The sequence below is a fragment of the Cyanobacterium sp. IPPAS B-1200 genome, assembly GCF_001747005.2.
GTDB lineage: Bacteria > Cyanobacteriota > Cyanobacteriia > Cyanobacteriales > Cyanobacteriaceae > Cyanobacterium.
Genome location: NZ_CP182899.1, coordinates 2,747,880 through 2,765,199, shown reverse-complemented (window position 1 = coordinate 2,765,199; position 17,320 = coordinate 2,747,880). Strand labels below are relative to the sequence as shown.

Below are 17,320 nucleotides of genomic sequence, written 5' to 3'. Positions count from 1 at the left end.
TGATGATATGATAAGTAAACGTTTATTATTTTACTAAAGTAAAGTGCGATCGCCCCATGAAACAAAAAAAAGATAAAAAAAGATATTTACTAATCTTAATTTCCATTGTAGCCATTGGCTGGAGTACAATCATGGGCAGTATTACCACCAAAGCAATGGCAAACCCCATGGCACCCAAATCCGTGGATAAAGTTGCCGATAACTATAAAGTAGGAAAAGAAATCTACCTCGAAAATTGCTCAAGTTGTCATCTAGCCATACCTCCAGAAGTATTACCCACCGACACATGGAAAACCATCCTTGAAAATCCCCTTAACCACTACGGCACAAGACTACAAGGAGTTATCCGTTTTAACCAAGTATTAATGTGGCAATATTTAAGCACCTATTCTCGCCCCATTTCCGTTAACGAAACTGAACCAAAATTCATAGCCCAATCCCGTTACTTTTTTGCCCTTCATCCAGGGGTAGATTTACCTTCTCCCGTGAGTCATACCAGTTGTCTGGAATGTCATTCTAGGGCATCAGATTTCGACTTTCGCACTTTGGGTGAGGAATGGCAGTCGAGGACAATTGACAATGGACAATAAATAATTATTATCTTTTGCCTCTTACACTAACATTATCTTAATTTTCTCTCCCTGATTAACATGGGAAACACCCACGGGAAGAATAGCTAAACCATTGGTTTGTTGTAAATTTACTAAATTTCCCGAATTATGAAGTCCCCGAGAAAGACTAAAATTATATTTACCATCAACAATATTCGCCCTGCCCCATAGATAACATTCTCTTTTTTCCTCTGCCTTCAGGTTTTCTTGACAGACACCCTCAACAATTTGGGGTACATAATAGTTTGTTTCCCCTGATAATTTGGAGATGACACTTTTTAGGAAACGCCAACATATCACCATGGTAGAAACAGGATTACCTGGGATGCCAAAGTATAATTTATTGTCAGGGAAAATGGCGACGGTAAGGGGTTTACCTGGTTTAATAGCTACTTTTTCCATCAATATTTTGCCCCCTAATTTAACTAATATTTCTTTGACATAGTCGTATTCCCCCACAGAAACTCCCCCTGTGGATAAAACAACATCGGCTTTTTCGAGGGCAGAGGCGATCGCCCCTTCTAATTTTTCCTTTTCGTCAGGTATAATACCCATAGGGACGGAAATAGCCCCATTCTGGCTAATAAAACTATGGAGTAGGTATTGGTTAGAATCGATAATTTTACCCTTACTCAAGGTTTCATGGGGATAAATTAATTCATCTCCTGTGGATAGTATAGCAACTAAGGGCGATCGCACTACATTCACTTCCGTACATTGAGCCGTTGCCAAAATAGCCATTTCAGGGGGATTTATCTTCACCCCCACAGGTAATAAACCATCATTCGCCCCATAAAAAGAACCTTTTTTCCTAACAAAATTCCCCTTGGGGCAACATTCAAGAATTTTGACAAACTTACCATCTCTTTGGCTTTTCTCCTGCATTACCACCGTATCCGCCCCATCAGGCATCATCGCCCCTGTAAAAATACGAGCGCACTGATTAGATTTAACCTTTTTCTGGGGAATATAACCCGCAGGAATTTCTTCAATTATTTCTAAATAAACATCCTTACCATTCCTAATTTTTTCTAAATCTTCCCAGCGCACCCCATAACCATCCATGGCAGAATTATCCCAATAAGGAAAATCATGGGGAGAATTTACTGCTTTCCCTAATATGCGATTATAGGCTTGACTTAAATTAACCGTTTCAATTTCTTCTAATGGTTTAACATAGTCGATAATAATATCAAAGGCTTCTTGGATGGGTAACATAAAAAATTCAAAGTCAGTATTAAGGTGTGCTGAATGAATCAGAAACTATAATTATAAAAGGTTTGAATATCTTACCAACATCAAAAAACACCTAAAAATCACTATTATCCATTATCAACTATCAATTATTAATTACTATGGTGGATGAATTTAGAAGCGCTTTAGAAGTTGCTACCGAAGAAGAATTACAACAACTAACTAACATTTTATTTTGTCGTCGTCTCAATCCTATCGACTATTTACAAACCCCTGCCCCCATCGATGTACAAAGTCAGGATTTACCAAGTTGGTTAGATACCATTGAGCAAAGATTTCGTTTTTTAGCGGCAGATGGCATGACAGTTTTACAGCGTCGCACCCATCAAGTATCTTACCGAGAAATATTAGTTCAAGTTTGCCGTTACCTCAAAATTCCCTACGATTTATCCATGGCAACCGTTGACATTGAAGCGGAGATTTTTTTGCATTTACTACAAAAGGCGTGGGCAAAGTTACCGACTGATGAGCAGAATTCTATCCGTAATCAGGTGATTAAATCTTTGGCAAATTCTACCACTCCTGAGCCTTTACCTTTAAGGTTACAACATGATCCTCTAAAAATTATCCTCAAGGGTAGTGGGGTTGTGGCGGTAAGCTCAATTTTAAAGTCTTGGTTACTCAAAAAAATTGCTCAACAATTTGCGCTCCATTTTGCCACTTATCAGGTAGCGAAAACTGGTCTAATCAAAGGGGGTGTTGCCCTTGCTTCTGGTTTTCAATCTCAGTTAGCTTTACAAGTAGCTAAACGGGGAATGATAGTTAATACTGCTCGTTATACCGCCGTGAGGGGTGCTTTTGCCTTTTTAGGGCCTGCTTTGTGGGGTTACTTTTTTGCCGATTTGGGGTGGAGGGCGATCGCCACTAACTACACCCGTATTATTCCTGTAATATTTACCTTAGCCCAGATTAGACTCACGAGAGCATAAAAAAAGTGGGCAATAACGCCCACAAAAATAGATAACAGAAAATTGAAGTTAAGGCATCACCATGGAAAATTAATTTCCCATTGCCTACCACATATTTATTTTCTGATGCCCTTAGCCATATTACGGAACATATCCATATTAGTATCAGTAGGGCGACGTTTTTGAGGCTCACTGGGTGCAAAAGATGACTCAGTATTAGAGCTTTCGGTGGAAGTTTGCTCTACAGAATTGAAACTACCTTGAGTATTCTTAAAATTATTAGAGTTTTGAAAAGCGGTTTTCTTAACCATTTTTTCAGAAGAAACTTCTTGAATTAATTCCGCACCTTTTTCACTACCTAAAGTTTTAGGAAATGTTCTGCGTACAGTTTTAGTCTTACGCATATATTCAATATCACCATAGGTTTTCGCATCATCGGGATCTAAAAAATAAGCTCCCTGAGAAGTGTTGTTATTGTTGTTTCCTCTTTTCAACCAACCAAATAAACCAGCCATTAAATTATTTCTCCTTAAAATACTATTAAAAATTGTTACGATTATACTATGAATTATAACATATAGTTAATACCCTCAGAAGAAAATACAATGTTTCAATCCCTATACCGCTAAACCATTTCAGTAAGTCCATGATGAAATTAACTATAATTGCAATCAGGAAATATTTAGAATAACTAGGACGAAAAATAAGAGAATGGGTATAGTAAATCATGGCATAGAACATCATCATAATCACCAGGTCGAAAATTCTAGTCATGGACATATTCACAGCGAAGAATCTCGACGCAAAGTCATTAATCGTCTATCACGCATCGAAGGTCACGTCAGGGGGATAAAGACTATGATTAATGAACATCGGGACTGCCCAGAAGTCCTTATCCAAATCGCTGCTATCAGAGGAGCCCTTGATAGGGTAGCCAGAATCGTTTTAGATGAACATTTGAGCGAATGTATCACCCGTGCGGCAGAAGATGGTACCATTGATATAGAAATAGAAGCCCTCAAAGCTGCCCTAGATCGATTCTTGCCATCTTAAGAAAATTGGGGATGGTTAATTTTGTTTTTGGTGTTATACTAAACCTAGGGAATCAAGATTTAGTGATAAGATTTTACTCAGTATTTACAGTTACATAGTTTCGTATTTATTGATAGGCTTCATTAATAACATCTTTGCTCTCTACAATTTAAACAATTTAAGGAGTTCGTCAATCGATGTCGATATATGTAGGAAATCTTTCCTATAGTGTAAGCAAAGATGATCTCAATGAGGTCTTTGCAGAATATGGTACAGTAACAAGGGTTCATATTCCCACTGATAGAGAAACTGGTCGTATGCGTGGTTTTGCATTCGTAGAAATGGAAAACGAAACCCAAGAGGATGCGGCAATAGAAGCCCTAGATGGTGCTGAGTGGATGAGTCGAGAGCTAAAGGTTAATAAAGCTAGACCTCGTGAAGATAACAAAGATTCTTTCAGAGGTGGTGGTGGTCGTAGAAATGGCGATCGCTTCTAGGCTTTATTTTATAGTTTAAAACCCTATAATCCGATGTTTGATTTCTCAATTAATTAGATGGGAAATCAAAGAAAAAAATATTATTTAAGAGGAAAGAATGGCTAAAAGCAATCCTAAAAAGGAAAAGGCAGAACGTAATAAGGCTTACGCTCGTCAGTTTAGAAAAAAAACTACCCGTTTTAATTCTAAGTTTAAAAGAAGGGATTATAACAGTTCCAGTGGTTCTAATGAGCAGTCTAACAATACAGAAAACAAAGACCAAAATTAATCTAGCCAGAGTAATTTTTTGTGACTGATAAGCCACCACTATTTAACTAGGGGTGGTTTTTTGGTGTTTGTTATTGTTTAAATTCAGTTACCAAGGTAACATTCTGCCATGCCCCCGTTTCGTCATAACGGCGGATAATCCTTAACCTCTGATGGGGTTCCACTAACCAACCACATTCAAGGAAAAAAGGTTGACGATGGTTAATTTTTAGGGGTACGGTGAGGGAAGCACCATGGGGTAATAATAGACTTCTAATGTCTTGTCCCCTTTCAGAAAAAGTAAGAGCATTATTTTCCACAGAGGCGGTGGAGGTAAACTCTAGGTAAGGGGTTTTTAGGGTTTGTTTTATTTGAGTGTCTGTTTCTTCTAATATCAGGTGAGTAGAATACCTTTCAGGTTCTCGCCAATCTGGATAAAGGGTGACAGCTTCCCCTTGCCATTCTCCCACCAGTTGCTCTAATGAAAGAGCCGGGTTTTCTTTTTTGGGGGTATTTTCTCGAAATTCCCTAATCAGGGTAGCTTGTTCAAAGTTACTCTCTTTATCAAATAACTGTACCATGCGTAGGCGGCGATCGCCCTTAAAAAAGCCAAATTCCGCCCCAAAATTAGCAAAAGGACTAAATTGCATATTACCTTTGGCAAAATGTCCTTCCTCAAATAAGAAAATACTGCGGTTAAGATAAGTAAATTCATTGACATGGGGCGGTGTATCTTGCCCCAATCTTGTTACCGTCAGGCGAATGGTTTTATCTTCATTTAACCCTTCTAACTTTATTTCCGTGGGGGTATCTTTGATAAACTCACCCCGAGAGGAAAACTGAGTAAAAGAACCTAACCAAACTCCCCTATTTTTTAATAAACGTTCCCACTGTGAAGACATAAATATTTTTGAAAAATAACCTCAATTATTATAACTTGTTAACCCCTAAAAGCTATTTCTCAACACCTACTTGCTTGAGGATATGCAAAGGTTTATACTCTTTAATAATCTCTAACTGTTCTTGATTTTTGACCAGTAAAGCCCCAGCAAATCCAAGAGAATTAATAGAAATTGATTGAGCTTTTGGTTTCGTTCTCGGAATCATCATCATCCACTGTTTTGTTATCAATAAATTATAATTACCTAGGGAAGTTTTTCCATTATTTTCTATGGTTAAATAATCTAACATTTTATAATATATTTCTTCTGTTATTTTGGCACATTCTAAACTAGATTTTCCTAAGAGGTTATGAAAGGCGATCGCTTGTACATAGGGCAATTCGTCAAGGGTGACAATGTCAAAATCTTGTAATTTAGAGCGATGATTCAACACTAACTTTTCCATGGGAAAACCTTGAAAATTAGGAGCAAGGGGAAAAGGAATCACCTGCAAATGTTTATGGGGTTGAGATGCACCAGCTAAAGGCCCAGCGTTATAAAAACCTAAACCGCTCACCTGCTGTAATACCGTCCAAAAAGATTCTAAATCAGCTAAATTTAATAAATTTTCTTGAGGTTCAAAATCACGGGTAATAATTAAAACATGATTATTAACAACATTATATTTATTTAAAATACAAACATGATTATCCCCTAAATCATCAACATAAAGTTCTTCTTCATAGGGTAAAAAAGGATTATAATTGCTTTCTTTTTGCTGTTTTTTTTGTATTTTTTTAGCCTTCTCTTTTCTCGTAATATTATCTAAAATCCTAATCAAAAAATTAATATTATTTTCCTTTAAAAACTCATATTGAGTTTCAATTGGTTTTAATGCTTTTTCTTCAAGAGCTTGAATGGTTGTCGCACTTATTTTGCTCCATAAATCAAGATTGTTGTCACCCATAAATTCCTAATTTGTCTTATTCACAACCAAGATATAGTTTATAATATACTTGTTACTATTAGCTTCTTTGGTAACAATTTTTGATAATCATTGATAATTAAAAAGTCAAATTCTTAAATATAGAGAAAAAACTTTGAAGTTTTGCTTGATGGGGAAGAAAAAAATTAGAGTAGTTATTGTTTGACAAAATGACATCTTTCCCATCTGTTTGCCATTACTCTCCACATTAAAAATCATATCTATATCTAAATTCCGCAACATTGTTTTTGTGAGGGAAAAAGACTAAGACAAAAATTGAAGTCATCGATTAAGGTAAAATAGTGACAGAGAAAATAAAAAAGGATCAAAATACATTAAACTATGACCTCAGATAATCAAAATAAAAAGCTAGAGGCGATGAAAAATTTTGCCGAACAGTATGCAAAACGTACAGATACATATTTTTGCTCTGAGCCTTCTGTCACTGCCGTAGTTATTCAAGGTTTAGCACAGCACAAAGAAGAATTAGGTGCGCCCCTTTGTCCTTGTCGTCATTATGAAGATAAAGAAGCAGAGGTAAAAAATACTTTTTGGAATTGTCCTTGTGTACCCATGCGAGAAAGAAAAGAGTGTCACTGTATGTTATTTATTACCCCTGATAATGAGTTTGCGGGGGAAAAGCAAGAAATTTCTTGGGAAGATTTACAAGGGGTTCAGTAATTTCTCTTCATCTATCCCCAAACAAAGTTTAGAGACGTTTCTGATAACGTCTCTAGTTAGATTTTAGTCTTCGTGATCTTCAAAAGGATCGTCTAATTGTGCTGAGGGAGGCCCAAAAGCTGTATAGACTGAAAAGCCTGTGATTGCTAAAAGGGTAATAGCAATTGTAGAGGCAACGACTGTTGCGGTATCCATATATTTTTACTGTTATTTTTTTTAATACTATCCCTTATTTTGACATTCCTTCTTAACTTTTCGCAATATTTCTCTTTTTCTTTGTATATCTAATGGTAGAAAAAACAATTATCTTTGATTTTGATGGTACAATTGCTGACACTTTCTCGACTTTGGTGGAGATTGTCAATGAGTTGGCTTTACAGTTTGATTACCCATTGGTGGATGAATCAGAGGTGGCGAGGTTAAGTAATCTTAGCTCGAAGGATATTATTAAACAATCTCCTGTGGCTCTTCATAAAATTCCTTTTTTGATGAAAAAAATTAAGAAGGAGTTAAATGGACAGGTTGCTTATTTATCAGCTTTTGAGGGGATGAAGGAAACTCTCACTGAGTTGCACAAGAGGGGATATACGTTGGGGGTTATTACTTCTAATTGGGAAGAAAGTGCGCAAGAATTTTTTCGTCGCAATGGATTGAAGGATTATTTTGAATTTGTTTATTCTAGTAACAGTTTGTTTGGCAAGCATCGCACTATTAATAGGGTAATTCGTAACCATGGGTTATCTTTGGAAAATACTTTTTATGTGGGGGACGAAACGAGGGATATTGAATCGGCGAAAAAAAGTAAAATCAAGGTGATTGCGGTTAGTTGGGGCTTTAACTCAGCGGAAATTTTGCAGGAGTACCAGCCCAATTTTTTGATTAATCATCCCCGTGATTTATTGATGGTAATCGATGAGGATGTGATTACAGTTTAATTACTCTTCTGTCATGACTCTGAGGCGAACTAATTTTTCTCCTCCTTCATCGAGTTTTACTTCTATTACTTCGCTGGTTAGTCTTTCTAAACAGGTAAGGAGCGATCGCAAATTAGGACTACTGGAGCCTGTTTCCACGTAAAGGCGATCGGAAATACTACCAACTTTTTTCCACAAAGTATAAAGTTTCGCCACATTTTGCTCTAGGTTAGTGGCTTGTTTAACCAAGTCGGCGGTAATGCTGAGGCAGTCGAGACGCATGGCTTCATCTAGGGCCATTTCTAAATCTACGGGGGAATCTCTGAGGGTTTCTACTTGGGAAGCAGAATCGATATATTTTGCCAAACTTTTGGCGGTGGAGGTCATTTTTTTGACGGTGTCAATGTCTGGAAATGCTTCTACTTCCTTCTTAATATCTTCAATTTGTTCATCCGATAGCTTTTCCATCTCTTTGACGAGGGGGGCAAGGTGACGGGGAGGTAAAGAGCCATCCACGGCTTTTTCCTTGACGTTATCGGGCAAAAAGTCCGAATTCATGGCGGTATATTCATCGGTTAGTTGCTTTACTTCTCGGCGGGTAATGCGATCGCCATTCTGAGCCGCTTCACTAACTAATTTTTGTACTTCTGGTTCTGCTTTGGCGGTTTCGATAAAGGCTCTTTTACTAAAGTTTTGGATAGCTTCAGGTTCTAAATTTCCCTCTGCTAAAAGGGTATCTGCACTATTAGCTAACTGAATCAGTGCGTAGGCTTGGCTTTTGCTAATTTCTCTATTTTTGAGCCAGTTAAGAAAACCTGCGCCCCGATTTTCTCCGCCAAATTTTTCTCTATCTCTTACTGCTCTTAGGATTCTACCACGCCATATATCTGTTTGTAAATCGAAGCGATCGCACACTTTCCAGACATCGTCAACCTGTTGCTGAAAGTCATGTTCAGCAATTTCTTCGTCCTCGGGATCTGGTAATTCAAACTCTAAATCCACGGGCATAGTTAATGCCTCGGCAATTTCTACCGTAGAAGGAGCAACTTCGACCATTTTGTAATATTCCCTAACCTTGTAATCGTAAAATTGAGACTTTTATTAAAATATCATTTTTCTGATGATAGTTACCATTATTTTTTAACGAGATCGCATTTACCAAGTAATATTGATGTGATTGTAGCATGCGATCGCACAGATGAAGTAATTTATTTTATTGGTGTTAGGTTGCTCTTATAAAAGTCAACCTTACGCTCCTCTCCGTTACAAGACTTTTGTGATATATTGCCATTCAATGATTTTGGATATATTGATTGTTCATCAAACTTTGTTCATTATTATTAATAGCATTAATAATAAAAAAGGTTGATAAACTTATAACAATTCCTAACAAAAAACTAAATATTAGCCCATTCAAAAATATTTTTTTTGAGATATTATTGTACTTTTTTGTGGTGTGAATGTTTTTAATATTAGGGTGAAAATTGACGATTTCAGTTAAAATATCTTCAGCATTAGGGTATCTATCATCGGGTTTTTTAGCTAAACATTTAAGAATTATATTATTAAGAATGAGTGGTATATTATCACAGCCAAACTGTTGATTTGGAGGGATAGGATTCTTTTGATTATGAACCCCTAACCAGCCCTTAGTAACTAACAAATCATCATAATCAGTAAAAGGTTTATTACCTGTTAAAATTTCATAGAATATCAGACCCAAATTATAAATATCACTTCTAGCATCTAATTGAGTCACACCATTAATATGCTCTGGAGAAACATAATAAGGAGTAGCAAAATAATCATTCATTTTTGTGAGTCTTACGACACTCATACTATCTATTTTTCTGGCGATGCCAAAATCAAGAATTTTAACAATATGCTTATTATTAAGAGTAGGAATTAAAAAAATATTATCTGGTTTCAAATCTCGGTGAATAATGCCTTGATTATGAGCAATTCTTAACCCTGCTAAAATTTGGGTAATAATAAAAAGAGATTCTTCGATGGTTATTTGCCGTTTTTTAATTAAGTAATCACTAAGGGTTTCTCCTTGTAAATATTCCATAATAAAAAAAGGGATATTATAGATTTTTTCTTCTTCTTGTAACGGGTAAATTCCTTGGTCTAAAATATTAACAATATTTGGATGATTAAGACTAGAAAGAAGTTTTATTTCTCTTCTAAATCTCTGGATAATTTCTTCTTTATTATCAGCTTCTAAACATTCTTTATCTAAAAATTTTACAACTACAAAATCTGCATCAATAGTTTCGGATTGATTGATACAAAGATAGATATTTCCCATTCCTCCTTTAGCAATAAATTTAACAATCAAATACTCTTGATTTTCTCCACATTTTTGACCAATAAAAGGGTCAACAGGCTTTTTTCTTTGATATGTTTCAGTAATATCATCAAAAGGAAAAGAATCTTCTAAGGCTTCTATTTTGGTGGTAAATGATTGATTTTCAATCTTTGTTGTAATCTCGATTTTTGTCTTATTTATCTTGCTCAATGGTAGTTTTTTGGCTAGGTTTTTCAGACATTTTTTATTTGCGAAATTGAGTAAATAAATCAACAAGGGCGATCGCACTTTGGGGGCGTTTGGTATAATCAAACTGAGTTAAAAAATTAATGATTTCCACCAATGGGGAAGAAATACCAGCCTTTTCCAAGCCCACAAAACGATTTAACACAGGATTAAAAAACTTAGTAGGAGACTTGCGAGTCAAAAGATAAATTAAAGTAGTACCCACCCCATAAAAATCCGACTGTATATAGGATAATCCTTTTTTTTGCTCAGGAGAACCATAACCCGCCGTAGCAATGCGTGTACCTGGTTTTTGAGTAACCTCCTTTACCGCCCCAAAATCAATTAAAACAATCTCCTCTGGGTTGTGGCGCAAAATCAAATTACTAGGCTTAATATCCCGATGAATCACAGGCTTAGGAAGATTATGTAAATAATCAAGAATTTTGGCTAGTTGAAGCATCCAACCCACCGCCTCCTTTTCACTACGGGGATTAACCATTTGCAAACTATCCCCATAAATCATCTCCATAATCAAAGAATAGTAGTTTTTAGAAGCAAAAAAATCGTAAAACAAAGGAATGCCCCGGTGGCTTAAACTTTTTAAAATTCTAGCTTCTCGCTGAAAAAGTTCCCTCGCCTTAGCCATAGAAGACAAATCCGAATCAATCTCCTTCAACACACACAACTTTTCCATGGCATAGTTATAAACCAAATAGGTGGTACTCATACCCCCTTGCGCCAAAACCCTTAATACTTCGTAACGATTTCCACTCTCAGGATTTATAATAACTCCCTTTCCCTTAAGTAAATGACCATCCAGACGACAAAAATTAATACAAGGGGGATTCGGGCGACAACAATCAACCATGTCAAAAGAACTGCCTTAACTCAATATATAGTCATATTTTACAAAATATTGCCCCTAGATTTTCGTCCCGTGAATATTTGTAAATGAAAAGCGCAGACAAGGGATATAGATAGCACACTAGAAAAAGAAGCGAATGGACACCCACACGGAGATAATTTTCTATGAAACTAGCTTACTGGATGTATGCTGGCCCCGCGCACATCGGCACTCTACGAATTGCCAGTTCTTTTAAAAATGTTCATGCTATAATGCACGCACCCCTTGGAGACGACTATTTTAATGTAATGCGCTCTATGTTGGAAAGGGAAAGGAATTTTACCCCTGTTACTACCAGTGTAGTCGATCGCAACGTACTTGCTAGGGGCTCACAGGAAAAGGTAATTGATAATATTGTACGTAAAGATCAAGAAGAAAGCCCAGATTTAATCGTTTTAACTCCCACTTGTACTTCCAGCATTTTACAAGAAGATTTGGAAAACTTTGTCAGCCGAGCGCAACTTAACTCAAAAGGAGATGTCATATTAGCGGATGTAAACCATTACCGTTATAACGAATTACAAGCAGCCGATCGCACTTTAGCCCAAATCGTTAAATTTTACCTTGAAAAAGCAGAAAAAAAAGGTACTATAAATCGAGAAAAAACGGCTAATCCTTCCGTGAATATTATCGGTATTTCCACCCTCGGTTTTCATAACAACCACGATTGTCGAGAGTTGAAAAAATTAATGACTGACTTGGGTATCGAAATCAACATGATTATCCCCGACAAAGCCAGTGTGGAAGACTTACAAAACCTACCCCGTGCATGGTTTAATTTCATCCCTTATCGAGAATTAGGCTTGATGGCAGCCGAACATTTACAAAGAGAATATGAAATGCCCTATGTGGATATAACCCCCATGGGAGTGGTAGAAACAGCCCGTTGTATCCGTGCCATGGCGAAGGTAATAAACCAGCAGGGGGGTAATGTTGACTATGAAGAATTAATTGAGTATCAAACCATTGAAGTATCCGAAGCAGCTTGGTTTTCTCGCTCTATCGATTGCCAAAATTTGACAGGCAAAAAGGCCGTTGTTTTTGGAGATAATACCCACGCCGCCGCCATGACAAAAATTTTGGTACGGGAAATGGGTATTGATGTGGTGTTGGCTGGTACTTATTGTAAGTATGATGAAGCATGGTTTAGGAAGGAAGTAGAGCCATTTTGTGATAATATCCTGATCAGCGAAGATAATGGAGAAATAGCAGATGCGATCGCCAAATTAGAACCCTCCGCCATCTTTGGTACACAAATGGAACGCCATGTGGGTAAACGTTTGGGCATTCCTTGCGGTGTAATCGCTGCCCCTATCCATATCCAAAACTTCCCCATCGGTTACAAGCCTTTCTTGGGTTATGAAGGTACAAATCAAATTACTGATTTGGTTTATAATTCTTTTACCCTCGGTATGGAAGATCATCTTTTAGAAATATTTGGTGGTCATGATACTAAAGAAGTTATTACTAAGGGTATCTCTGCAGATTCTGATTTAAATTGGACAAAAGAAGCCCAAGCGGAATTAAACAAAGTACCTGGTTTTGTCCGTGGTAAGGTAAAACGCAACACTGAAAAGTTTGCCCGTGAAAGAAATTTTGATCAAATTTCTCTTGAGGTGATGTATGCTGCCAAGGAATCGGTAGGGGCGTAAACAATTGATAATTGATAATGGATAATTACGGTAGATTAATGTTATCGAATTGATAAGTAATACCAAGTTGTACGAAACAAATTATCATTTTGCTCCCTGAATCCCCCAATTCTGGGGGACTTTAATCATGAAAAAAAGATTGGGGTTAAGGGGAAATTAATTATTAAGCTGTCAGGTATTGCTTAATCATAAGATGAAATACTATCGCATTATGATAAGTATTTAATAATATTCAAAATATGATCACTATTGCCCATTCCCTATTCCCCACCTAAACTAAAAATCATATCTAAATTCAGCAGTACTAATGAAATTTGTCATAACTAATGATGATGGGATTGAAGCCGAGGGTATAAAAGCCCTCGCTAATGTTGTGGAGGGGGATAAATATATTATTGCCCCTAACAAGGAGTATTCGGGCTGTGGACATCAAATTACTACCCGTCGGGGTATTGCAGTAGAAGACAGGGGAAATCAATCTTATAGTGTGGATGGTACCCCCGCTGATTGCGCCCGTTTAGCCATTCAAGCCCTCGCCCCTGATGCAGATTGGCTGTTGTCGGGCATTAATGCAGGGGGAAATTTGGGGGTAGATATATATTTATCTGGTACGGTGGCAGCGGTGCGAGAGGCAACTATTGGGGGTTTAAAGGCGATCGCCCTGTCTCATTATATCAAAAGTCCTCAAAAAAATGACTGGATTTTAACAAGTAAATTAACTAAAAAAGTATTAGATTTATTGTTATCAAAAGAATTGCCAAAAGGGCATTTTTGGAATGTTAATTTGCCCCATTTATTCCCTTACCAAACAGACACAGAAATAGTATTTTGTCAACCCAGTAAATACCCTTTGCCCCTAACCTTTAAGCAAGAAAATAACGTTTACTTTTATCAAGGGAACTATAGTCAAAGGAAAAAAGAAAAAGATAGCGATATTGATGTATGTTTTTCTGGTAAAATTGCTGTTAGTTTAGTAAAGGTTTAAGCATAAAAAATGGGAGAAATTCAAACACAGACGCAAACAAGAAAAGATGATCATATTCGTATTTGTTTAGATGAAAAAGTACAATGCGATGCCGTTACTAATGGTTTGGAAAAATATCATTTTAACCATGTCTGTTTGCCTGAATTAGACTATCAAGAAATTGATATTAGTAGTCAATTTTTAGGTAAAAAAATAAATTCTCCCCTCCTTATCTCCTCCATGACAGGAGGCACCACCAATGCTCAATTAATTAATCAAAGATTAGCTAAAATTGCCCAAAAATATAACCTCGCCATGGGTATTGGCTCAGGTCGTGTTATTATCGAAAAACCTGAAGTTGCCTCCACATTTAAAGTGCGATCGCACGCACCCGATATATTATTATTTGCAAATATAGGTGCAGTGCAACTAAACTATGGCTATGGTTATAAAGAATGTCTCGAATTAGTAAAAATCCTTGAAGCCGATGCTCTCATCTTGCACATTAATCCCCTCCAAGAATGTATCCAACCCCAAGGGGATACCAACTTCAAAGACTTATTAAACAAAATTGCGAACCTGTGTGAAAATTTACCTGTACCTGTCATCGCCAAGGAAGTGGGTAATGGTATTTCCGTTGATATGGCAAAAAAGTTAATTGATGTGGGGGTAAAATCCATCGACGTAGCAGGGGCAGGAGGCACATCTTGGGCGATGGTAGAAAGCGAAAGGGCTGACAATGCTTTACAAAGACAACTAGGCAAAACTTTTGCAAATTGGGGCATACCTACCGCCGACTGTGTGGCAAATATAGGACGTAAATATCCTGATATTCCCCTCATTGCTTCGGGGGGGATTCGCAACGGGTTGGAGGTAGCCAAATTAATTGCCCTTGGGGCAGATTTAGTAGGTTTGGCTTATCCTTTCCTCAAGGCGGCTACGGAATCTACTGAAGCCCTTGATTTTCTGGTAAATTTATTAAATGCAGAGATAAAAACCACTCTTTTTTGTACAGGAAGTAAAGACTTATCCAATTTAAACAAAAGTTTACGACAACTATAAAATTTGATTAACCATAGTACAAAATATTCAGTAGGTTGGCGAAATTAATTATAGCTCTTATTTTATTAAGACTCTTATGAACAAGGGGTTTAAACCCCTTGCCTAAATCGATTTAATTATGCCTACTTACTTATTGAATTATAATAAGCATTCAATATTTAAAACATTTTTACTATTACCTATTCCGAAATAATATTATGATTCACGGTTTTATTCCCCCAGAGCGTTTTTTTGCCTATCTCACATGGCAAGAAATTGAGCAGATGTCAGATAAAGAAAATGTGGTGATAATTCAACCCATAGGGGCGATCGAGCAACATGGACATCATCTTCCTTTGGTGGTGGATTCGGCTATTAGTCAGGGGGTGTTAGGGAAGGCTTTAGAGGGTTTATCTCCTAAAATCCCAGCCTATGCTTTACCGACTCTCTATTATGGAAAATCTAACGAACATTTAGACTTTCCCGGTACTATTAGTTTATCCGCAGAAACTCTGTTAAGGGTATTAAGGGAAACAGCCGAGAGTATTTATAGAGCGGGATTTCGTAAGTTAGTTTTGATGAATTCCCATGGAGGACAACCCCAGATATTAGATATTATTAGCCGTGATTTGCACCAAGAGCATCATGATTTTTTGGTGTTTCCTTTTTTTACTTGGCGTGTACCTCATATTACTAAAGATTTGATGACGGAGAGGGAAGGAAAGGAAGGGATTCATGCAGGGGATGCGGAGACGAGTTTGATGCTGTCTCTTTTGCCCCATCAGGTGAAAATGGATTTGGCGGTAAAAGAATATGCGAAGGATTTAGCGGGGGATAGTTTGTTATCCCTTGAGGGGCGTTTACCTTTCCCCTGGGTAACAAAAGAGTTGAGCAAAAGTGGAGTAATTGGTGATGCGACGGTGGCGACAAAGGATAAAGGCGATCGCATTTTAGAATCCCTTACCAAGGGCTGGATAGAATTAATCGAAGATATATATAAATACCCACAATCATAGTGTAATGATGGTCATAGTCAGGTATTCAAAATATTGCCACCGTTGCTCATTGCCCATTCCCTATTCCCCACCCAAACCAAAAATCATATCTAAATTCAGCAATGCCCAATAATTTAGACTATTCATTTTTCGGTAAGATAGAAAAATTAGAAAAGATAAAGATAAAAAAAGCAACGTACATCATAATGGATATTAAAGAAGGCTTCGTCGGCACCATTGGTAATACTCCCCTAATTCGTTTAAATAGCTTCAGTGAAGAAACAGGATGCGAAATATTAGGAAAAGCCGAATTTCTTAATCCGGGTGGTTCGGTAAAAGATAGAGCTGCCTTGTATATCATCAAAGAAGCGGAGGAAAAAGGCTTACTAAAACCGGGAGGCACCGTGGTAGAAGGTACGGCAGGGAATACGGGCATCGGACTTGCTCATATTTGTAATGCAAAAGGTTATAAATGTATTATTGTTATTCCTGAAACTCAATCCCAAGAAAAGATGGATACCCTTAGAACCCTTGGGGCAGAGGTGAGAGCAGTTCCTGCGGTGCCTTACAGAGATCCTAACAATTACGTTAAACTATCGGGGCGCATTGCAGAGGAAATGGACAACGCCATCTGGGCTAATCAATTTGATAACCTTGCTAATCGCCGAGCGCACTATGAAACCACAGGAAAGGAAATTTGGGAACAAACTGACCATAAAATTGATGCTTGGGTAGCCGCTACTGGTACAGGGGGAACTTTTGCTGGGGTATCTTTATTTTTGAAGGATCAAAATCCCTATGTAAAATGTATTTTAGCTGATCCCATGGGCAGTGGTTTATATAGTTACGTGAAAACAGGAGAAATGAAAGCTGAGGGCAACTCCATCACCGAGGGTATTGGTAACAGTCGCATTACAGCCAATATGGAGGGAGTACCCATGGATGATGCGGTGAGAATAGATGATCAAGAGGCCATTAGGGTTATCTATCAGTTACTGTACAAGGAAGGTTTATTTATGGGTGGCTCTGTGGGTATTAATGTAGCGGCGGCGGTGGCTGTAGCCAAAAAACTAGGTCCTGGTCATCGGATTGTAACGGTGTTGTGTGACGGGGGCGGACGCTATCAGTCTCGGCTTTATAACCCTGAATGGTTAGCATCCAAAGGTTTAAAGGTTGATTCTTCGCGCCCATAGCCATCACTCTAAGGTTGAGATAA

At 37.5% G+C, this 17,320-nt stretch carries 20 protein-coding genes; 12 read left to right on the top strand and 8 right to left on the bottom strand.

Annotated elements, in window-relative coordinates; translation table 11 throughout:
* Positions 1-56: 56 nt before the first annotated feature.
* A complete protein-coding gene (locus tag A5482_RS12950) occupies positions 57-590 on the top strand; it encodes a dihem cytochrome c family protein (protein WP_069791739.1) in 534 nt (177 codons plus the stop codon).
* A gap of 21 nt (positions 591-611) precedes the next feature.
* Here A5482_RS12950 and A5482_RS12945 read toward each other — a convergent pair whose 3' ends face one another.
* Positions 612-1,829: a molybdopterin molybdotransferase MoeA gene (locus tag A5482_RS12945; RefSeq protein ID WP_069791740.1), complete on the bottom strand. Its 1,218-nt coding sequence runs from the start codon at positions 1,827-1,829 to the stop codon at positions 612-614.
* A 140-nt stretch (positions 1,830-1,969) separates the two neighbouring features.
* Here A5482_RS12945 and A5482_RS12940 point away from each other — a divergent pair, with 140 nt between their 5' ends.
* The gene (locus A5482_RS12940) at positions 1,970-2,794 is read left to right on the top strand and encodes a YaaW family protein (protein ID WP_069791820.1); all 825 of its coding nucleotides are present in this window, start codon (positions 1,970-1,972) and stop codon (positions 2,792-2,794) included.
* 95 nt (positions 2,795-2,889) lie between these two features.
* On the opposite strand, the gene A5482_RS12935 is transcribed toward A5482_RS12940, so the two are convergent.
* Positions 2,890-3,288 (bottom strand): hypothetical protein, encoded by a 399-nt coding sequence (locus tag A5482_RS12935; RefSeq protein ID WP_069791741.1) that lies wholly within the window; start codon positions 3,286-3,288, stop codon positions 2,890-2,892.
* A 196-nt stretch (positions 3,289-3,484) separates the two neighbouring features.
* On the opposite strand from A5482_RS12935, the gene A5482_RS12930 reads away from it, so the two are divergent.
* The 3 genes from A5482_RS12930 (at position 3,485) to A5482_RS12920 (ending at position 4,570) form a co-directional block, all read left to right on the top strand.
* Complete coding sequence (locus A5482_RS12930; protein ID WP_069791742.1) at positions 3,485-3,826, top strand: metal-sensing transcriptional repressor; 342 nt, start codon at positions 3,485-3,487, stop codon at positions 3,824-3,826.
* Between the two features lie 176 nt (positions 3,827-4,002).
* A complete protein-coding gene (locus A5482_RS12925; RefSeq protein WP_069791743.1) occupies positions 4,003-4,302 on the top strand; it encodes an RNA recognition motif domain-containing protein in 300 nt (99 codons plus the stop codon).
* A gap of 97 nt (positions 4,303-4,399) precedes the next feature.
* The gene (locus A5482_RS12920; RefSeq protein WP_201150100.1) at positions 4,400-4,570 is read left to right on the top strand and encodes a hypothetical protein; all 171 of its coding nucleotides are present in this window, start codon (positions 4,400-4,402) and stop codon (positions 4,568-4,570) included.
* Positions 4,571-4,640: 70 nt separating this feature from the next.
* Here A5482_RS12920 and A5482_RS12915 read toward each other — a convergent pair whose 3' ends face one another.
* Both A5482_RS12915 and A5482_RS12910 read right to left on the bottom strand, forming a co-directional pair.
* A complete protein-coding gene (locus A5482_RS12915) occupies positions 4,641-5,450 on the bottom strand; it encodes a DUF3598 family protein (RefSeq protein WP_069791744.1) in 810 nt (269 codons plus the stop codon).
* Between the two features lie 52 nt (positions 5,451-5,502).
* Positions 5,503-6,396, bottom strand: coding sequence for an ATP adenylyltransferase family protein (locus tag A5482_RS12910; protein ID WP_069791745.1), 894 nt, complete (start codon positions 6,394-6,396; stop codon positions 5,503-5,505).
* A gap of 360 nt (positions 6,397-6,756) precedes the next feature.
* On the opposite strand from A5482_RS12910, the gene A5482_RS12905 reads away from it, so the two are divergent.
* Complete coding sequence (locus tag A5482_RS12905; protein WP_069791746.1) at positions 6,757-7,095, top strand: ferredoxin-thioredoxin reductase catalytic domain-containing protein; 339 nt, start codon at positions 6,757-6,759, stop codon at positions 7,093-7,095.
* Positions 7,096-7,158: 63 nt separating this feature from the next.
* On the opposite strand, the gene psbN is transcribed toward A5482_RS12905, so the two are convergent.
* Positions 7,159-7,290: a photosystem II reaction center protein PsbN gene (gene psbN / locus A5482_RS12900; RefSeq protein WP_069791747.1), complete on the bottom strand. Its 132-nt coding sequence runs from the start codon at positions 7,288-7,290 to the stop codon at positions 7,159-7,161.
* A gap of 92 nt (positions 7,291-7,382) precedes the next feature.
* Between psbN and A5482_RS12895 the strand changes: the two genes are divergently transcribed.
* Complete coding sequence (locus A5482_RS12895) at positions 7,383-8,030, top strand: HAD-IA family hydrolase (protein WP_069791748.1); 648 nt, start codon at positions 7,383-7,385, stop codon at positions 8,028-8,030.
* Here the strand turns inward: A5482_RS12895 and A5482_RS12890 are convergent, their stop codons facing one another.
* The 3 genes from A5482_RS12890 to A5482_RS12880 all read right to left on the bottom strand — a co-directional run bounded on the left by A5482_RS12890 (position 8,031) and on the right by A5482_RS12880 (position 11,416).
* Positions 8,031-9,065, bottom strand: coding sequence for a hypothetical protein (locus tag A5482_RS12890; protein ID WP_069791749.1), 1,035 nt, complete (start codon positions 9,063-9,065; stop codon positions 8,031-8,033).
* A gap of 235 nt (positions 9,066-9,300) precedes the next feature.
* A complete protein-coding gene (locus tag A5482_RS12885) occupies positions 9,301-10,596 on the bottom strand; it encodes a serine/threonine-protein kinase (protein WP_141712712.1) in 1,296 nt (431 codons plus the stop codon).
* Entirely contained in the window at positions 10,565-11,416 is an 852-nt protein-coding gene (locus A5482_RS12880) for a serine/threonine protein kinase (protein ID WP_069791751.1), read from the bottom strand. Before A5482_RS12880 ends, A5482_RS12885 begins: the two co-directional genes overlap by 32 nt.
* Before the next feature lie 161 nt (positions 11,417-11,577).
* On the opposite strand from A5482_RS12880, the gene bchB reads away from it, so the two are divergent.
* The 5 genes from bchB to A5482_RS12855 all read left to right on the top strand — a co-directional run bounded on the left by bchB (position 11,578) and on the right by A5482_RS12855 (position 17,297).
* The gene (gene bchB / locus A5482_RS12875) at positions 11,578-13,104 is read left to right on the top strand and encodes a ferredoxin:protochlorophyllide reductase (ATP-dependent) subunit B (RefSeq protein ID WP_069791752.1); all 1,527 of its coding nucleotides are present in this window, start codon (positions 11,578-11,580) and stop codon (positions 13,102-13,104) included.
* A 307-nt stretch (positions 13,105-13,411) separates the two neighbouring features.
* Positions 13,412-14,089, top strand: a complete 678-nt coding sequence (gene surE / locus A5482_RS12870; RefSeq protein ID WP_069791753.1) for a 5'/3'-nucleotidase SurE — start codon at positions 13,412-13,414, stop codon at positions 14,087-14,089.
* Between the two features lie 9 nt (positions 14,090-14,098).
* Positions 14,099-15,130 (top strand): type 2 isopentenyl-diphosphate Delta-isomerase, encoded by a 1,032-nt coding sequence (fni, locus tag A5482_RS12865; RefSeq protein WP_069791754.1) that lies wholly within the window; start codon positions 14,099-14,101, stop codon positions 15,128-15,130.
* A gap of 197 nt (positions 15,131-15,327) precedes the next feature.
* Positions 15,328-16,125: a creatininase family protein gene (locus A5482_RS12860; protein WP_069791755.1), complete on the top strand. Its 798-nt coding sequence runs from the start codon at positions 15,328-15,330 to the stop codon at positions 16,123-16,125.
* A 185-nt stretch (positions 16,126-16,310) separates the two neighbouring features.
* Positions 16,311-17,297, top strand: coding sequence for a cysteine synthase A (locus A5482_RS12855; protein ID WP_069791756.1), 987 nt, complete (start codon positions 16,311-16,313; stop codon positions 17,295-17,297).
* The last annotated feature ends 23 nt before the right edge of the window (positions 17,298-17,320 follow it).

Bases quoted from the DNA above. Each gene is read 5' to 3' on its own strand.
- A5482_RS12950 (WP_069791739.1), top strand. From the start codon at position 57: ATGAAACAAAAAAAAGATAAAAAAAGATATTTACTAATCTTAATTTCC.
- A5482_RS12945 (WP_069791740.1), bottom strand. From the start codon at position 1,829: ATGTTACCCATCCAAGAAGCCTTTGATATTATTATCGACTATGTTAAA.
- A5482_RS12935 (WP_069791741.1), bottom strand. From the start codon at position 3,288: ATGGCTGGTTTATTTGGTTGGTTGAAAAGAGGAAACAACAATAACAAC.
- A5482_RS12930 (WP_069791742.1), top strand. From the start codon at position 3,485: ATGGGTATAGTAAATCATGGCATAGAACATCATCATAATCACCAGGTC.
- A5482_RS12925 (WP_069791743.1), top strand. From the start codon at position 4,003: ATGTCGATATATGTAGGAAATCTTTCCTATAGTGTAAGCAAAGATGAT.
- A5482_RS12920 (WP_201150100.1), top strand. From the start codon at position 4,400: ATGGCTAAAAGCAATCCTAAAAAGGAAAAGGCAGAACGTAATAAGGCT.
- A5482_RS12915 (WP_069791744.1), bottom strand. From the start codon at position 5,450: ATGTCTTCACAGTGGGAACGTTTATTAAAAAATAGGGGAGTTTGGTTA.
- A5482_RS12910 (WP_069791745.1), bottom strand. From the start codon at position 6,396: ATGGGTGACAACAATCTTGATTTATGGAGCAAAATAAGTGCGACAACC.
- A5482_RS12905 (WP_069791746.1), top strand. From the start codon at position 6,757: ATGACCTCAGATAATCAAAATAAAAAGCTAGAGGCGATGAAAAATTTT.
- psbN (WP_069791747.1), bottom strand. From the start codon at position 7,290: ATGGATACCGCAACAGTCGTTGCCTCTACAATTGCTATTACCCTTTTA.
- A5482_RS12895 (WP_069791748.1), top strand. From the start codon at position 7,383: ATGGTAGAAAAAACAATTATCTTTGATTTTGATGGTACAATTGCTGAC.
- A5482_RS12890 (WP_069791749.1), bottom strand. From the start codon at position 9,065: ATGGTCGAAGTTGCTCCTTCTACGGTAGAAATTGCCGAGGCATTAACT.
- A5482_RS12880 (WP_069791751.1), bottom strand. From the start codon at position 11,416: ATGGTTGATTGTTGTCGCCCGAATCCCCCTTGTATTAATTTTTGTCGT.
- bchB (WP_069791752.1), top strand. From the start codon at position 11,578: ATGAAACTAGCTTACTGGATGTATGCTGGCCCCGCGCACATCGGCACT.
- surE (WP_069791753.1), top strand. From the start codon at position 13,412: ATGAAATTTGTCATAACTAATGATGATGGGATTGAAGCCGAGGGTATA.
- fni (WP_069791754.1), top strand. From the start codon at position 14,099: ATGGGAGAAATTCAAACACAGACGCAAACAAGAAAAGATGATCATATT.
- A5482_RS12860 (WP_069791755.1), top strand. From the start codon at position 15,328: ATGATTCACGGTTTTATTCCCCCAGAGCGTTTTTTTGCCTATCTCACA.
- A5482_RS12855 (WP_069791756.1), top strand. From the start codon at position 16,311: ATGGATATTAAAGAAGGCTTCGTCGGCACCATTGGTAATACTCCCCTA.